Origin of the sequence: Methanocella sp., from assembly GCF_035506375.1 — an archaeon.
Classification (GTDB): Archaea; Halobacteriota; Methanocellia; order Methanocellales; family Methanocellaceae; genus Methanocella.
The window spans coordinates 15,796-31,236 of record NZ_DATJPM010000098.1 but is presented as its reverse complement, the minus strand read 5'-3'; the positions used below and the strand labels follow the sequence as shown (position 1 = coordinate 31,236).

The 15,441-nt window shown below is 51.4% G+C and carries 19 protein-coding genes; 12 read left to right on the top strand and 7 right to left on the bottom strand.

What is annotated here, in order from left to right; genetic code table 11:
* Positions 1–204: 204 nt before the first annotated feature.
* Positions 205–1,659: a proline--tRNA ligase gene (gene proS, locus VMC84_RS13510; RefSeq protein WP_325381518.1), complete on the bottom strand. Its 1,455-nt coding sequence runs from the start codon at positions 1,657–1,659 to the stop codon at positions 205–207.
* 183 nt (positions 1,660–1,842) lie between these two features.
* Between proS and VMC84_RS13505 the strand changes: the two genes are divergently transcribed.
* A complete protein-coding gene (locus tag VMC84_RS13505) occupies positions 1,843–2,031 on the top strand; it encodes a hypothetical protein (protein WP_325381516.1) in 189 nt (62 codons plus the stop codon).
* A gap of 82 nt (positions 2,032–2,113) precedes the next feature.
* Positions 2,114–2,344: an Lrp/AsnC ligand binding domain-containing protein gene (locus tag VMC84_RS13500; RefSeq protein ID WP_325381514.1), complete on the top strand. Its 231-nt coding sequence runs from the start codon at positions 2,114–2,116 to the stop codon at positions 2,342–2,344.
* Between the two features lie 550 nt (positions 2,345–2,894).
* Here the strand turns inward: VMC84_RS13500 and VMC84_RS13495 are convergent.
* Positions 2,895–3,431 carry a DUF5817 domain-containing protein gene (locus VMC84_RS13495; RefSeq protein ID WP_325381512.1) on the bottom strand — a complete coding sequence of 179 codons (537 nt, stop codon included), beginning with the start codon at positions 3,429–3,431 and terminating at the stop codon, positions 2,895–2,897.
* A 90-nt stretch (positions 3,432–3,521) separates the two neighbouring features.
* Between VMC84_RS13495 and VMC84_RS13490 the strand changes: the two genes are divergently transcribed.
* Positions 3,522–4,346 carry an ATP-binding protein gene (locus VMC84_RS13490; RefSeq protein ID WP_325381510.1) on the top strand — a complete coding sequence of 275 codons (825 nt, stop codon included), beginning with the start codon at positions 3,522–3,524 and terminating at the stop codon, positions 4,344–4,346.
* Between the two features lie 12 nt (positions 4,347–4,358).
* Here VMC84_RS13490 and cofD read toward each other — a convergent pair whose 3' ends face one another.
* Positions 4,359–5,252 carry a 2-phospho-L-lactate transferase gene (gene cofD / locus VMC84_RS13485; RefSeq protein ID WP_325381508.1) on the bottom strand — a complete coding sequence of 298 codons (894 nt, stop codon included), beginning with the start codon at positions 5,250–5,252 and terminating at the stop codon, positions 4,359–4,361.
* 328 nt (positions 5,253–5,580) lie between these two features.
* Between cofD and VMC84_RS13480 the strand changes: the two genes are divergently transcribed.
* The 5 genes from VMC84_RS13480 to VMC84_RS13460 all read left to right on the top strand — a co-directional run bounded on the left by VMC84_RS13480 (position 5,581) and on the right by VMC84_RS13460 (position 8,689).
* Positions 5,581–5,832 (top strand): hypothetical protein, encoded by a 252-nt coding sequence (locus VMC84_RS13480; protein ID WP_325381506.1) that lies wholly within the window; start codon positions 5,581–5,583, stop codon positions 5,830–5,832.
* A 141-nt stretch (positions 5,833–5,973) separates the two neighbouring features.
* Positions 5,974–7,164 carry an HD domain-containing protein gene (locus tag VMC84_RS13475; protein ID WP_325381504.1) on the top strand — a complete coding sequence of 397 codons (1,191 nt, stop codon included), beginning with the start codon at positions 5,974–5,976 and terminating at the stop codon, positions 7,162–7,164.
* A complete protein-coding gene (locus VMC84_RS13470) occupies positions 7,164–7,514 on the top strand; it encodes a hypothetical protein (protein WP_325381502.1) in 351 nt (116 codons plus the stop codon). Before VMC84_RS13475 ends, VMC84_RS13470 begins: the two co-directional genes overlap by 1 nt.
* Positions 7,511–8,110 carry a UbiX family flavin prenyltransferase gene (locus tag VMC84_RS13465; protein WP_325381500.1) on the top strand — a complete coding sequence of 200 codons (600 nt, stop codon included), beginning with the start codon at positions 7,511–7,513 and terminating at the stop codon, positions 8,108–8,110. The genes VMC84_RS13470 and VMC84_RS13465 overlap by 4 nt, the downstream gene beginning before the upstream one ends.
* A 39-nt stretch (positions 8,111–8,149) precedes the next feature.
* Entirely contained in the window at positions 8,150–8,689 is a 540-nt protein-coding gene (locus tag VMC84_RS13460) for a hypothetical protein (protein ID WP_325381498.1), read from the top strand.
* Between the two features lie 10 nt (positions 8,690–8,699).
* Here VMC84_RS13460 and VMC84_RS13455 read toward each other — a convergent pair whose 3' ends face one another.
* The 4 genes from VMC84_RS13455 to VMC84_RS13440 form a co-directional block, all read right to left on the bottom strand.
* The gene (locus VMC84_RS13455; RefSeq protein ID WP_325381496.1) at positions 8,700–9,437 is read right to left on the bottom strand and encodes a HesA/MoeB/ThiF family protein; all 738 of its coding nucleotides are present in this window, start codon (positions 9,435–9,437) and stop codon (positions 8,700–8,702) included.
* A gap of 273 nt (positions 9,438–9,710) precedes the next feature.
* Positions 9,711–10,028, bottom strand: coding sequence for a hypothetical protein (locus VMC84_RS13450; RefSeq protein ID WP_325381494.1), 318 nt, complete (start codon positions 10,026–10,028; stop codon positions 9,711–9,713).
* A 239-nt stretch (positions 10,029–10,267) separates the two neighbouring features.
* On the bottom strand, positions 10,268–10,579 hold the full coding sequence (locus VMC84_RS13445) for a hypothetical protein (RefSeq protein WP_325381492.1): 312 nt from the start codon (positions 10,577–10,579) through the stop codon (positions 10,268–10,270).
* Between the two features lie 299 nt (positions 10,580–10,878).
* On the bottom strand, positions 10,879–11,172 hold the full coding sequence (locus VMC84_RS13440; protein WP_325381490.1) for a hypothetical protein: 294 nt from the start codon (positions 11,170–11,172) through the stop codon (positions 10,879–10,881).
* Positions 11,173–11,389: 217 nt separating this feature from the next.
* On the opposite strand from VMC84_RS13440, the gene VMC84_RS13435 reads away from it, so the two are divergent.
* From VMC84_RS13435 to VMC84_RS13420, 4 genes are all read left to right on the top strand, one after another.
* On the top strand, positions 11,390–12,133 hold the full coding sequence (locus VMC84_RS13435) for a hypothetical protein (RefSeq protein ID WP_325381488.1): 744 nt from the start codon (positions 11,390–11,392) through the stop codon (positions 12,131–12,133).
* A 77-nt stretch (positions 12,134–12,210) separates the two neighbouring features.
* The gene (locus VMC84_RS13430) at positions 12,211–13,008 is read left to right on the top strand and encodes a hypothetical protein (RefSeq protein ID WP_325381486.1); all 798 of its coding nucleotides are present in this window, start codon (positions 12,211–12,213) and stop codon (positions 13,006–13,008) included.
* Positions 13,009–13,126: 118 nt separating this feature from the next.
* Positions 13,127–14,380, top strand: coding sequence for a UbiD family decarboxylase (locus tag VMC84_RS13425; protein WP_325381484.1), 1,254 nt, complete (start codon positions 13,127–13,129; stop codon positions 14,378–14,380).
* Positions 14,381–14,693: 313 nt separating this feature from the next.
* Positions 14,694–15,287: a hypothetical protein gene (locus VMC84_RS13420; protein WP_325381482.1), complete on the top strand. Its 594-nt coding sequence runs from the start codon at positions 14,694–14,696 to the stop codon at positions 15,285–15,287.
* Positions 15,288–15,441 lie beyond the last annotated feature (154 nt).

The following is a 15,441-nucleotide window of genomic DNA, read 5'->3' as shown; positions in this document are numbered from 1 at the left end:
TTTCTGTGTCCACGAAAAAAAATTGTAGGTTAATGAACAAAAACCAAAAAAATATCATTCGTTATCGAAAATATGTTCCCAAAAAGAGCTTTTTAATTTATTTTACTTAAAAAATAATAATTTTTTTCCTGGCAATCATTCGTTTAATATCGAACAATTATGCGACATTTCCTTAATATAAGAAAATAATTTCAAGGCGCCGCATCAGTAGGACTTCGCCAGCAGCACGACCCTGCCCGCAGGCTTTCCACATACGGGGCAAACGCCTCTGCCGGCCATGCCCCGTGGCTCGCCCAGTAGCTTGCCGCCTGTGGCGTTCTCCATCTCCAGGCCGCAGGCCTTCTCGCCGCACCAGGACATGCGGGCGAAGCCCGACTCGATCTGCGATTTAGCCTCTTCCAGCGTGGCGCAGTCCTTGATGCGGGACCACATGAAGCCCGAGGCCTTCTTTAATAGCTCTGCCTGGAAGTCCATAAGCTTGTTCTGCACGGTCTGGGGGAGGCCATCCATGGAAATGGACTGCTTGACGCCGTCCCGGCGGACCAGCATGACCGCGTTGTTCTTGATGTCCCTCGGACCGATCTCGATGCGGAAGGGCACCCCCTTCATTTCCCATCTATAATACTTGGCGCCGGGGCGCTCGTTCGAGTCGTCCAGGACAGCCGTAATACCGGCATCATTGAGGATGACTTTGACTTTCTTGCAGACTTCCAGGACTTCCTCGCCGCCCGTCTTGAATACGATGGGGATTATGACGACCTGAGTCGGGGACGCGTTCGGGGGCAACACGAGGCCTTTGTTGTCGCCGTGGATGCCGATGACCGCGGCGATGCACCTCTCGGAGATGCCATAGCAGGTCTGGTTCACGAACTGGCGCTCGCCTTTTTCGTCCTCGTACGTGATCTCATACGTCTTCGCGAACTTCGTGCCCAGGTGGTGGACGGTCCCGACCTGCAGAGACCTGCCGTTGGGCATGAGCGTGTCGAAGGCCATGGTATAGTCGGCGCCCGGGAACTTATCCCAGTCCGGCCTCTTGTTTATGACGAAGGGCACGGAGAGCTTCGTGAAGAAGTCGCTGTACAGGTCCATTGCCTCATGGATCTGCTTTTCGGCATCCTCCCAGGTAGCGTGTGCCGTATGTGCCTCCTTAAAGGACGTTATCTCGCGCAGCCTTATGAGGGGGCGGGTCTGCTTCGTCTCATACCGGAACGTGTTGACGATCTGGTATAATTTTAGGGGGAGGTCCGCGTGTGACCGGATCCAGAGCTTATACATCGGATAGATGGCCGTCTCGCTCGTGGGCCGTAAGGCCAGGGGTATCTCGAGCGGTGTCAGCCCGCCATGTGTGACCCAGTAGACCTCGTCCTCGAAGCCTTTGATGTGCTCCGATTCTTTTAATAGCTCCGGCTTTGGGATGAGCATCGGGAAGTAGCACTCCTGGTGGTCGACGTCCATGAGCGCCCGCAGCATGTTGTAGACCTTCTTGCGGATAGAAAAGCCGAACGGGTACCAGACGTAGATGCCCTTGATGGGGTAGCGCACGTCCATGACCTGCGCCATCATTAGCAGCTCGTTGTACCATTCGCTGAAATTATCTTTCGTCGGTAACGACCTGGACTCTTCTTCCACGATTATCATCCTTCTGGCTACCTGAGGCATAATACGGTCGTTATTATTAAAGCTTACTCACGGTTCTCCGGATCATTTATAGTGACTTCGAGGCGCATTCTCAATTTTATTCGGCGTGAAATCATATGGCTATAATATATTGATAAATCGCTAGCGTGCTCCTGTTGTTATATTTATTACATATGATTTTAACCGTTTTTGAGGATGTAATTAATGTCCACGATAGTTTTGGACCGGAGTGATACGATGCTCGAGGAGTGGAAGAGCCAGAAGGTCAGGCACTGGAATGACGAGGCGGCATTCAGGCGGGAGCATGGCCGTACAATAGAAGAGGTGGAAATGGAGCTCAACCGGATGCGCCTCGCCTGCGGGCCCGGCATGGAGGGTATTTTAACCCCCTGAGGCCCAATTTTTTTCAGATGGTTAAATCTAAATGATGGTTAAATCTAAATAATTCAGCGGCTATCTTAGCATCTGTGTTATTATGGTAATCGGAGTCACGATGATCAAGGTCATACCGGGAGAAGAAAAGGCCGTCTATAATGAGCTCAAGAAGATCACGGGCATCAGGGACGTCTTCCACGTTTTCGGGGAGTACGACTTTATCACTATCATCGACGTGGGCAGCCTGTCCGAGATCAATAAGACCGTGGACGCGATCCGGGAAAATGAGATGGTCACGTCGACCCAGACCATCATCGGCGCCGAGCTATAAGCGCCTGATATAAGCTATTTTTAATGTGTTAATATGCCTTTTAAGTCTCAGATTGTATGAAGGCACTATTTTTCACCATAGAGGCCAGTGGTTCCGTGATTGTGTCACGATGGTTTGCTGCTTTTAAGGCACAACGGTGACGGAGGACACTATTTTCACCACAGAGGCACGAAGAGCACGGAGGCCCACAAAGTCTTTTTTTAGATTAAGTTACAAAGGGCACGGAGAATGCTTTTTGAACTTATAAGATACAGGATATGAAGGCGCAGGGGCAAAAAGTGCTCTTGTTCATTCCACTGTGTCTTTGTGTCCTTATCGCCAATGAACCGGCTTTGTGATCTTTGTAACTTAATTATAAAAAAAACTTTGTGAATCTTAGCGTCACCGTGCCTTTGTGGTGAAAATAGTGCCTCCGTCACCCTTGTGCCTTAAAAAGCAGCAAACCATCGTGACACAAACACGGATTGCTGAAGCTATGTAAAAATTCTCGATTACAAAGTTTATTAAATCGATGTAAGAGACTCAAGATTTTTATTAAAAAAGAATAAGTTCAGCATTTCCTCAGATAGCCGTATTTTGGCGAATATGCGATGCCGGTCTCGACCATCTTATCGACCCACCGGTCGAACTTCAGGCGGTCGATGCCGCTGAACGAGACCTTACGCCAGTACTCCTCGACCTCGACGTCGCCCTTTTCTGCCAGCTCCTCGAACGTTTCCCGGAGGATAGCCTGCTGGCCTTTCTTTTTCGTTTTAAGGGCCGCTTCCTCCATTTTTTCATTGACGCGACGCTTATCCTCCTGATAGCGCTGCTCCTGGACGTCTTCGCCGATGCGCTCCATGACGTCTTTGTTTAAATGCCGTGCGGCCTCCTCGAAGGCGGCCGAGTCGCCCGATATGGCGGCCACGACCGAGCCCCGGGCCGCCTGGGCTTCCTTGAAGTCGTCCGAGGCGAAAAAGACCTTCAAGCGCGCCGCTTCGAGCCTCTTATTGCAGCTCCGGCATGTAACCGTCCTGTGGCCAGGCTCCATGATGAAGGCGCTCTTACAATGTGGGCAGACGACGACGGCGAACTTCGGCATGGTCATAAAATGTTCGGGCGAGTATAAAAAGCTTGACAGGGCGGGCCGAATATATTGACCGGAAACATTTTAAGTTCGTAAGCATACGAAATAATTGTGAAGCGGAAAATCATCAGTATCGACGAAAATAAATGCACGGGATGCGGGGAGTGCATCCCGGACTGCCCCGAGGGGGCCATTCAGCTCATCGATGGAAAGGCGCGGCTGATCAGTGATCTTTTCTGCGACGGCCTGGGCGCCTGTATCGGGACCTGCCCCCAGGGTGCGATCCATGTCATCGAGCGCGAGGCCGAGCCCTATGATGAAAAGAAGGTAATGGAGAACATCGTGCGGCAGGGCGGGCCAGTCATAAGGGCCCATCTCGAGCATCTCGCCGGCCACGGGCAGACGGGCCTGTATAAGCAGGCGGTCGAATACCTGAAGGAGCATAAGATACGAATTCCCGGCGATATGCACGCCGGCCACTCGCCTTTTGCGGCATGCCCGGGATCCGCGGCCAGGAGCATTCAGCGAAAGCCGTCGGCACGGGGCCATAAGCCGCCTGAGAAAGCCGAATCCGAGCTCCGGCAATGGCCGGTCCAGCTCCAGCTCCTGAACCCGGCGGCCACGTATTTTGACGATGCCGACTTGCTGATCTCGGCCGATTGCGTCCCGTTCGCCTATGCTGGATTCCACTCCGGGCTCCTTCGCGACCGGATCCTGATCATCTTTTGCCCTAAGCTTGATACGGATATCGACGGATACGTCGAGAAACTGGCCGAGATTTTTACCCGCCATATCATTAAATCGATCATGGTCGCCCACATGGAAGTCCCCTGCTGCGGCGGCGTGCGCTATGTCGTTGACCGGGCGCTGGAACGGTCGGGAAAGAAGATCCCGGTGAGTGAGAAAACGATAACGATACAGGGCGAAATAGAGTAAAAAGAATAGGAGCTATACGCACTTGCTCAGCATGAAGTCGGCAAGCGCCTTGCTTTTCTCGACGCTCGTCATGAGCGTATCGAAATGATCGACCTCGAAGTCATAGCCGGAAAGGTCGGTCCTATCGCGCTCGTCCACGATGAGGATGTCCGCGATGTCCGCGTAAAACTCGGCCACGCCCTTAGTGGAGGGTTCCAGCCCCTTTGCCTTCATGAGCTTTGCGGCCGGGCCGCTGACGGGCTGGTCGCCGATGAAGGGGCTGACGGCGATGACGAACTTGATCTGCAGAGTCTCCCGCACGCCTTCTAAAGATAAAATAGGCCCGATGCTCGTAATAGGATTACTCGGCCCTATAAAGATGTTATCCGAGGCGTTCAGGGCGTCCATGACCTCTGGCGTCGGCATGAGCTGCCCGAGCAGTCGGACGGCGGAAACATCGGGCTCGCCGTGCATGCCCACCCAGAAGTCCTGGAAGTGCATATCGCCCAGGGGTGTGCTGATGACCGACGTGATGTCGTATTCGCTCATCGGTAGTACGTTCGTCCTGATCCGAAAGACGTTGCACAGGTCCCTCGTCGCTTCGGTCAGCGTATCGCCGTTGTTGAGCATGCCCGTGCGGTAGATGCACGTGGCCCGGTCCCTGTCGCCCAGCATGATCTCCTCGAAGAAGCCCATTTCTTCGAGCGCTTTAAAAGTATTGAACGTGTCGCCATTAATTCCCCACCACTTCTTATCGTCGATGATGCCCGCAATAGTATACATGACCGAGTCGACGTCGGGCGTAACCTTATTGCCGCTGACCCAGACGTCCTCCGCCGTGTTCACGATGACCGAGATGTCCTCGCTGTCCTTGAAGCCCCTCAGCAGTTTAGGGGTGCCGGTGCCGCCCGATAAGATGGATAACATAGCATGACCTATCTAGGCGTCATTCAATAATAAGGATTTAGAAGGCATTTAGTGATAGCTCCCAAAGTTAAAGCTCGCGGGCTTTCTCCACCCCATGGACCCTTTAACGTAAAAATGAGAGATGTATGGTTTTTTACCGACAATGCCAGAATTATTAAAGAAAGGCTTATAGCTTAAAAAATTAATATTATTAAATAATAGCATGTCTGGCCGGGATCAATCCACACCCGCCTGTGCCGGCAAGCTATCAGGGGGACGAAATATAAGATACGGGAAAGTGTTGCTTAGCCTGCTAGCTTTCTTTGTGATCGTCTGGGGGATAGGAGACGTGGCGATCACATACGTCGGCTCGCATGGCATTCTGTATAATGAGATCAACCCCATCGCCCTCGCGTCGTTCAGCGCGGCGGGATGGGGTGCGCTCATCGCCGTCAAGGCGGTAGTATGCACGCTGCTGTGCGGCGCCTGCCTGTACGTCTACCAGAAATCCGAGAGGCTGGGCATGGCCATGGGCATGGTCGGAGCCATATTCTCAGTATTGCTATTCGGCTTCAACCTGGTCATGGCCTTCGGCGTATGATTCTTTTTTAGGCGTTTGTCGTGCAGGCGCCCCATTAGCTATTTAAATGTTACCGGGCGTTTATCTAATGCAGAAACGCGCAAGTTTATCGTCCGCGCCGACCACTTAAAGTTATTAAAAACCAATGATAAGAGCGTCTATATGAGCCCGATTAGAGACCCTATCCACGGCTATATTGAGATCGCGCCATACATCGAGAAGCTGCTCGATACGCGCATCGTGCAGCGCCTGAGGAACGTAAAGCAGCTCGGCTGGACGAACCTCGTCTACCCGGGAGCCAACCACACCAGGTTCGAGCACTCGCTGGGCACATACTATTTAGCCAGCCGCCTGGGCTCGGAACTCTCGGAGGAAGAGCGCCGGGAGATCGAGATAGCGGCATTATTGCACGATATCGGCCACGGCCCGTACTCCCACGACAGCGAGGACATCATCGAGGAATACACGCGGCGCAGGCACGACGACGTCTTATTTTTACTGGAGAGCGACGAGATCGCCTCAATATTAGGCGAGTACGGCATTAAGCCGTCGGCCGTATCCAGCCATATCCAGGGAAAGACGAAGATCGGGCAGATCATCACGGGCTCGCTGGACGTGGACCGGATGGACTACCTCATCCGGGATTCCTATTATACGGGTGTCGCCTACGGCATCGTCGACTATGAGCACCTGCTGCGGAACATCCGCTTCTACGATAACAATATTGTCCTGTATTACCGGGGCCTCAAGTCGGCCGAATCGCTGCTTATGTCGCGATTCCTTATGTACCCGTCCGTCTATGACCACCACGTCGGGCGCATCGCCGGCTCAATGTTCGCCCATGGGCTGGACGCCGCCATCACCGAGGGCGACGTGAACGCGTTCGAGCTGCAGCTGATGGACGATTGCGAGCTGAACGAGCGCATGCGGCACTATAACAAATATTCCGCCGAAATGATCGGCCGCCTGAACTCGAGGAACTTATTCAAGCGGGCACTGTACGTGGGTTTCGATTCTGTGGACAAGAGTATCGTCCGCTACACGAAGATCCACAAGGAGATCGAGCGCGAGATCGCCCGCATGGCGGGCATCGAACCCGGCTATGTTCTCATCGACATCCCGAAGATCCCGGATTTCCGGGAGCGCAACGCCACGGTGCTCATGGAGAACGACCAGCTGAAATATTTAGACGACGTGTCCAGCCTCGTCAAGATCCTGGAAGAGTCGTACGTGAACGACTGGCGCATGGGCGTCTACACGCTGCCAGGTTACCGGGAAAAGGTCGGGCGCATCGCCCGGGAGTACTTCAACGTGGAGAAGGTGCCGAAGCAGAGTAAGCTCGAGGTCGTGTGATGGAGCGGCAGTTCTCGAGCTCGTCGGGCCGCCTCGCAATATCCTTAAAAGCGGTCGATGTCGGGGATGACTTGGTGGTTTTCATTACCGGCGGGAAGGCGCATATCGGGGCGACGGCGGTGGGCATCAAGACGGAAGGCGTGGCCACGTCATCGGTCATCACGACGCCCGCGCATAGAGAGGACCGCGTAGTCAAGGACGCCGCCGAAAAGCTCGCAAAAAAGCTGGATAAGACGGTCGTGGTCGTGTCCGGCATCCATTACGATAATATCACGAAAGAAGAAATTGAGGAAACGTTGCGGCTCTGCGACGAGCTGGTCAACGCTCTGGCGGGTGAATTAAGTAAATGAGGATCATCATCGGAATGACCGGCGCCAGCGGAGTGCAGTACGGCATCCGGCTGCTCGAGGCGCTGGAAGGCAACGAGGAGACCCACCTGGTGCTCTCGCAGGAGGCCCGGGAGCTGGTCGAGCTCGAGACGGACTTGAACGTGAACGCGTTCCTGGAGAAGGCGACTTTTCATTATGAGGACGACGATTTTCTGGCCCCCATCGCCAGCGGCTCATATCGCTGGGATGCCATGGTCATCGTGCCCTGCACCATGAAGACGCTGGCTGGCATCGCCAATGGCTACGCGGACACGCTCATCGGGCGGGCGGCGGATGTCACGCTCAAGGAAAGCCGCAGGCTTATCCTGGTGCCCAGAGAAATGCCGCTAAACCTGATCCACCTGGAGAATATGGTGAAGCTGAAGCAGGCCGGCGCGGTCATCATGCCCGCCTGCCCCGGGTTCTATAACAATCCGAAGACCATCGACGATCTCGTCGATAACGTCGTCGGCCGGATACTGGACCAGCTGGGCATCGATAATGAGGTGTACCGGCGGTGGGGAGAGAAGGAGAAAAAGCAGGGCGTGCTGCCTTCTACATCGCATAAGATCCGATAGCCGTCGAATATTTATTATTTGGATACATATAGGCACCGGGTGGAATATCTGCAATATAATTTTAACGGCGGCAGCGCCGCCATGCCGAATAGCCAGGCCTTCGACAGCGTCTTTTTCCTGATCGTCCTCATCATCCTTTTACTCCAGCTCCGCACGCGCCGGGTCAGGCTGTTCGGGCTCGTAATAATGCCGCTGATAATGTTATTCCTCACCCTGTCGTTCGTTGCGGTCGACATGCCGACGGACCCGGCAGGCATAGCGCTGCTCGCTGTCGGCTTTATGATCGGGATCGGCATCGGCCTGGTCATCGGCTCGTTGATGGAAGTGAAAGTCGATGAAAAGGACGGCTCTATGGTCCTCAAGGGCTCGATTCTGGCAGTCCTCGTCTGGGCGGTCATCATCGGCCTGAAGATCTACGGTAAGGACTGGCTCGGCAGCTCAGGGCTTATCGACTGGAACCTGCTGGCGTCGATATTCCTGATGGTGACCGTGGGCACGATGATGGCCCGGCGGGGATTCGTCTACTGGCGCTACTGGCAAATGAAAAAGATCGCGCCGGCGAGCGAGACCGTAAAATAATTTTTCACTGTCAGCTGCATGCTGGACATTTGGGGTTTTTCTCGATGCATATCTCGTGGAACTGCATGTACTCGCCGTCGTAGACTAATAATCGGTTCAGCAGTGGCTCCCCGAGGCCTAAAATAACTTTTACGGCCTCGGTGACCTGCAGCGTGCCCAGCACGCCAGGTGTTGCGCCGAGCACCGGGAACTTCTCCTTCGGAGGCGCCTTCGGGAAGATGCACTCCAGGCAGGGCGTCTTGCCGGGAACGAGCGTCGCGAGCCGGCCTTCCATGCCCCAGATTGACGCGTAAATGTACGGGATGTTATGCTTCAGTGACGCCCTATTCAGCGCATATCGGGTTGGGAAATTATCCATGGCGTCCATGAGGATGTCGCAGCCTTGCGTCAGCTCGTAGACGTTATCGTCGTTGATCTCGATGTTGAGCGGGACAAGGTCGAGCTCGGGATTGAGCTGGGAGAGCTTTTCGTAGGCGCTCTTTACCTTTAGCTCGCCGATGTTCTTATCCCAGTGCAGGATCTGGCGGTTCAGGTTGCTCAGGTCGACGACGTCCATGTCGGCCAATATGATATGCCCGAAGCCCGCCGCAGCCAGGTAATAGGCTACCGGGCTGCCTAAACCCCCACAGCCGGCGACGAAGACGGTCGTATTCTTCAGCTTCTTTTGCCCCGCCTCGCCAAAACCGCGAATCATCATCTGGCGGTCGTATCTTTTTAGGTCATAATCGTTAAGTTCCCGCTGCGACATACTCACAGGTAAATAGTACGGCAGGACGGATAATATTAATGTATGAGGTAATAAGCGATGACAGGCCTTTATGCCGGTATCAATAGGTTTAAATATAAAAAATGAGTGTAGATTGTTTGCGAAATACGCCAACGTGGCAGAGCGGCCATGCAATTGCCTGCAGAGCAATCCTAATCCGGTTCGACTCCGGACGTTGGCTTGATTTTTTAGTTCAACTTTGCTATATTGGATTAACCTGGTCGAGAAAAAGAATCTTGAGCCTGAGAAGATGTTCTAACTCTCGCAGGCTGCTTTCTTACTGATGCTGTTAATAACATCCATGTAGGGTACTTCTGTTGTATAAATCGAGATATCCTGGGTCACGGGCTTGCTGGAGATGTGCCATTTCCCGCCGTAGAAGCCTACGGGTACCTGGCTTCCCTCGGGATACTCTTTCTTGACGAACTTCAACTGCCTGCTATCGACGTCGACGACGACATTCCCGTGCTCGACATGGATTATCATGTGAACGTAACGGGAGAGCATATTCAGGCTCCACTTGTAGCCGACGACTGTACCGATAAATGCATCATTTGATGTAATATTTTTCATTTTATTAGCCCCCTCAGGCTTAATCGCCTGTACACTTGATAATATTGTTCCTCTATCATATAATATTTTCGATGCGTAACCGATAATTAACATAATTTTACTAAAATCAGGATAATTATTTTTCATATTCAAAAATAACAAGAATAGAATGTTCAATACGATTTCATCGAAAATGAGAAATAATCGTTACGCTATCAGAGGCTGCGTAAAGCCAGGTTATTAGAAATCGGAGTAAAAATTTATTCTGCGACTTTCTTACACATCCTGTTCACGATTTCCAGGGCCATGATATCCGGGTCGTAGCTGTTAATATCCAGCATTTCGGGCTTGCTGCTGATGTGCCACTTACCGCAATAGAACTCCAGTGGGATCTGGCTGCCTGCGGGATACTCGTTCTCGACGAACTTGATCTGCCGGTGGTCCATGCTGATGACGATCCTGAAGCCGTCCGCATTGACGATCACGCTGGAATTGTGGGAAAGCATGCTAATGCCCGACCTGTAGCCGACCACTTTACCTATCAAGATCTCATTTTCCGTCTTGTTTTTCATACATATACCTCTAGATGCCTAACCGATTATTAATTGAGAACAGATTATTCCACATACATATAATATTTTCGATTATAGGCATATTATATTGGCAATATTTCGAAATAATTGCTAAAAATGTTCTATTCATCCGTAAAACGGGAAAATTATATTTCAGGATTCAGAATGGCCTGCATAAAAGGCATACTGAAGCCGATAAAAAAGATAAAAAACTTGCTGTGTTGAATTACTTCTTTGTTTTAAGCTTTTTAAGGGCATATTCAATACAGCAAAAATAATTAATCATATTGTGTGTATCGTCAGGCAGGATTATCGAGGATGTCTATTAAAGACATGTCATCATCGGGCGTATAGACTTCGTCGTCGGACGGCTTGCTGACGATCTGCCATTTGCTGCCGTTCAGCTGCAGCCTGACATAGCTGCCCCGTGGATACTCTTTCTCGACGTATTTGATCTGACGGTTATCGATTTGCACGTTGATCTTCGCATCATTTACTCTAATGACAGCGAAGGCGTCGTGGGATAAGATGTTCCAGCTCGACTTATATCCAATAACCTGGCCAGTAACTGGCGTGTTCTCAATCAATTGCATCGTTTTTTATGCCCCCTTAATTGATTGGTTGTGTAATACTTTTAATTCAATTCGATATAAAGTTTCCGATTTTCTGTGTAATATTGTGCTTGAAATGGGGAATAATATTATTTAATTTTTTTAAAATGACATTATTGAGAACAATATGTGCCTATTCTTTGCGTTATTCCTGCAAACCTTTTTATAAGACAAAAGTAATCCTTAAGATGGAAGCCCTATGCAAAAAACACTTAGCAAAGTGGCCTATGGAGCCGTCGTTATCATCCTGGTACTATTTACAGGCTACTATGCGTCGAACCATAGCATCGGCCAGACGGACATGACATATCCTTACGGCCAGACGGACATGGATAAGGCGGAAGCGCTGAAGGTCGTTTTCAATGATGCGATGATCAACCACAGCGTCGCTCAGGCGGGCAGGTACACGGCGAACGTGACGGTCGGCGGTGCCTTCGACGACAGCGGCTATGCCGGCCTCGACGGCAGGCTTGCGCGTGTCGACATGTCGACAGTCAGCTTCACGCCGCAGACGTTCCAGGTACTGGCTGATATCTCGAATGGCAGGGAGATGGAAGCCCGCTATTCCTACAGCATTTTGAGCAAGCACGATTTCGTCCTGCTGCCCCATGGAGTTACATGGTATCGTTCATTTATGGCTAACAATAGCACAGTCTCTATCTATATGGAGTTCGACCCGCAGACGGCTATGCTACGTCCAGTGATCGTAGACGGGGCCAACTTTGAGAAATACATGGGCGGCCAGCCGTTCGAGCCGCTGAGCTATATGGACGTGCCGGCCGGAGAGATAAAGGCGTATAGCGGCTCTAACCCCGTCTCATCCCTCTGGAATACCAGCGTGACTTTACCCGGCGTAGTATCGCCTCAGAAGTGCTACTTTATTATAAAGAACAACGACCAGTCCAGGGATATGATGGTCAGGCTGGAGTTTAAGACAGGATAAGGATTTCCTATAGATTTTTATCGTTGATGGATCGTTAGAGAAACCCTTTACCATAATAGTGCATTATTATTCCTTGAATGAAGAGACTGGCAACCTTCCTGATCGGTCTTACGGTGGCATCGACCATCGTGCTAGTGGCCTATACCTTCGTCTATGGCAGCGGCCAGCCGTTGTCCGACCCGGCTATAGAGCGTGCTATCCGGTCGATGGACAACGCCGACTCTATCAGGGTTGCCCTGAACGATAGTGGTGTCCGGGAGGGTATTGCAGGCCACCGATACGACAGCAGCTCGTATGATGATTTTATTTTCCGGGTTGAAAACGCCTCTAATATCACGCCCTATGATGCCGGATTCGTTAACGTGAGCGGCCCGCTCGTCCGTGTGACGATATTCGTTACCGGTAATCGAAGTTACATGGACAGCTACCATTTTTATGTGGTCGTGGATCCGGTAAGAAAAACGGTCATGGAGAGAAGCAAGGTCCGGATGATAGCGGCGCCGGAGTCCATCGGCCTCGACCTGCCCCCGGGAGCCGCATGGTTTATCTATACGGCGATGGGAGGTGGATATATCGATCATAATCCTGGAGACGCACCGCTGTACGCTATGAAGATGGATAAAGAGAACTTCAGCAAGTTCAAGAATGGAGAGGCTTATGAGGCGCTTACTTTTAATGGGGATACCGGGAAGTGGCTGGCGGATCGGACGGCTGTCGGAAACAATACAATATGGATGCTAAAGCCCGGGCAATCAGTCTATACGCCGGTCGATAACAATGATATGCATAATTACTATTTTGTCCTGCTCAATGGCAACGATAAAAGGAATATAGCGGTAGAGCTCACGGCGGTCTTCGGAGTATTTCAGGAGTAGCGGCCACCGATAGATTTAATATTTTATCGCGTCGGTATTATACGGCGCCTGGAGAAAAAAATATTTCAACGAAACGGGCGTTTTCTGACTAATGAACGTTCATTGAGGAGTCTGAAGAATGGGTCTTCGAGAATTTTTAGACTGGCTGAAAAAAGACGGGACCCTGCAGGAGATCAACAAGCCGATATCGCCTATTTTCGAGGCGCCGAGGTACGCATACCAGGACCGGCGCCCGGTCCTGTTCCAGGACTGCAACGGCATGCGGGCTGCAATGAACGTCATGAACTCCCGAGAGACCCTGGCGAGGGCCCTGGGGGTAACTCCCGATAACATCATCAACAAGCTCACGTCCGTCAGGTATGACGGCCAGGTGAAGCACGTCGATAATTCTCCCATGATGGAGGTCAGGGCAAAAGCCAATCTATCCCGCCTCCCCATAATGAAGCACTTCAAGAAGGACGGCGGCGCGTATATCACGGCCGGCATCGTCGTCTCGAAGTATAAGGACATGTATAATGCCTCCATTCACCGGCTCATGGTCGTCAACGACAACACGCTGGCCGCCAGGCTCGTGCCGCCCAGGCATACTTATGTCATGCAGAAGGAGGCCGCGGCCAGGAACGAGCCCCTGCCGGTCGGCATTGTCATCGGCGTCGACCCCGTTACGGTCTTTGCGGCGTCCACCCGCGTGCCCCCGGGCAAGGAATGGGAATATGCAGGCGCGCTCAAAGGCGAGCCTACCGAGCTGGTCCGGCTCGACAACGGCGTCGAAGTGCCTCATGGTGAGATTGTACTCGAAGGCTTTATCGACCCCGTTGAGAAGATAAAGGAGGGCCCCTTTGTCGACATCACAGGGTCCTATGACCACATCAGGCCCGAGCCTGTCATTCATTTAAACAACATGATGATGCGCAAAGACCCCATCTACCATGGAATATTGCCCGGCGGCAACGAGCACAAGCTCCTCATGGGCGTGCCCTACGAGCCTTTGATATATAATGCGGTCGGCAACGTGACCAAGGTCAAGAACGTCGTATTGACGGAAGGCGGATGCTGCTATTTACACGCCATCGTCCAGATCGAGAAGCAGACCGAGGGCGACGGCAAGAACGCCATCATGGCCGCCTTCGCCGCCCACACGAGCCTCAAGCACGTGGTCGTGGTCGACTCGGACATTAATATTTTCGACCCTATGGACGTCGAGTATGCCATAGCGACCCGCACAAAGGCCGACAGGGACGTCATGATCATCTCCAACGTCCGGGGAAGCTCGCTGGACCCCGTCTCTGAGGATAATATAACAAGCAAGATGGGCATCGACGCCACCAAGCCCCTCAAGGCCCCGGATAAGTATGAAAGGGCAAAGATGTAAGCCCATTTGTTCTTTTCTATTTCTTTTCTCGCCGATTTCATCGGTAATAGCCAGTAGGACTTTGCGCCTAATGTCGATCAGAATCTTGATTTTAAGTGCAGACTTAGGTTTTTAGGTGCTGATGGCCATATTAGCAACCATTTGTAAGAAAAGCTATTATTATGCTTTGATAAACAGTATAATTTTAGCTATATAATTAATGGGGGGGGGTCGTGATATATTGAATACTAGAATATTCCTGGCGATTCTTCTAATATTGTTTATGGTTACATTGAGCGGATGCGCTTCAAATATTACCAGTTCGGGGAACTCGTTGCCACATGACAAATATGTGGCCATTGAGGAGTACATGAAGACAAACTGCACTATCATCAATGGCAGTTATAACTCTCTTCCCCATATTACGCTACCGGCATTCTTCGATTATGATGGCAGTGCCAATGGCAGTAATCCCGCAGAAGGTAGCAGTTGGACAGGTTTTCAGAGTTATATTAGTAACAATTACTATCCAGCGGTCAATGATAGCTTCAAAGTCCTATATGGCAGCGCTTATTATCGCGACGTCGCCCCCATGGATACAAGGACTGGCGTGATGATAAAGGGTATTTATAGTTACCCGTATGTTTGCGATTCGGGCTTCGTGCTTAGGGACATTGATAGAAACGGCACAATATACGGAAGCTACAACAATACATCAATCGTCCTCCGACGCGGAGAACAATGGACGACGCCGCTTTACACGGATATAAAAAGTAACAGTGGTACGGATATGTTCCAAAAGCCCTTCTCCTACACGGCGAGTTTCAACACGACATGGACGATAACGAACCTGGGCATCCTGGATAAGTCTAACCTGACCCGGTACAACAATAGCAATACAGACATAGGTTTCAGCCAGCTTTTTTAAGGTGCCAACACAATGGAAAATCATACGCTATATCAAGTTTACGAATTATACCGTTGCTCATCTTTAGGTAAAAGCGCCTCTAACAAAACATTTATATTTCTTTAATGCCAATGCTATGCCATAGCATACCAATCGCCATGCTATAGCATACCAA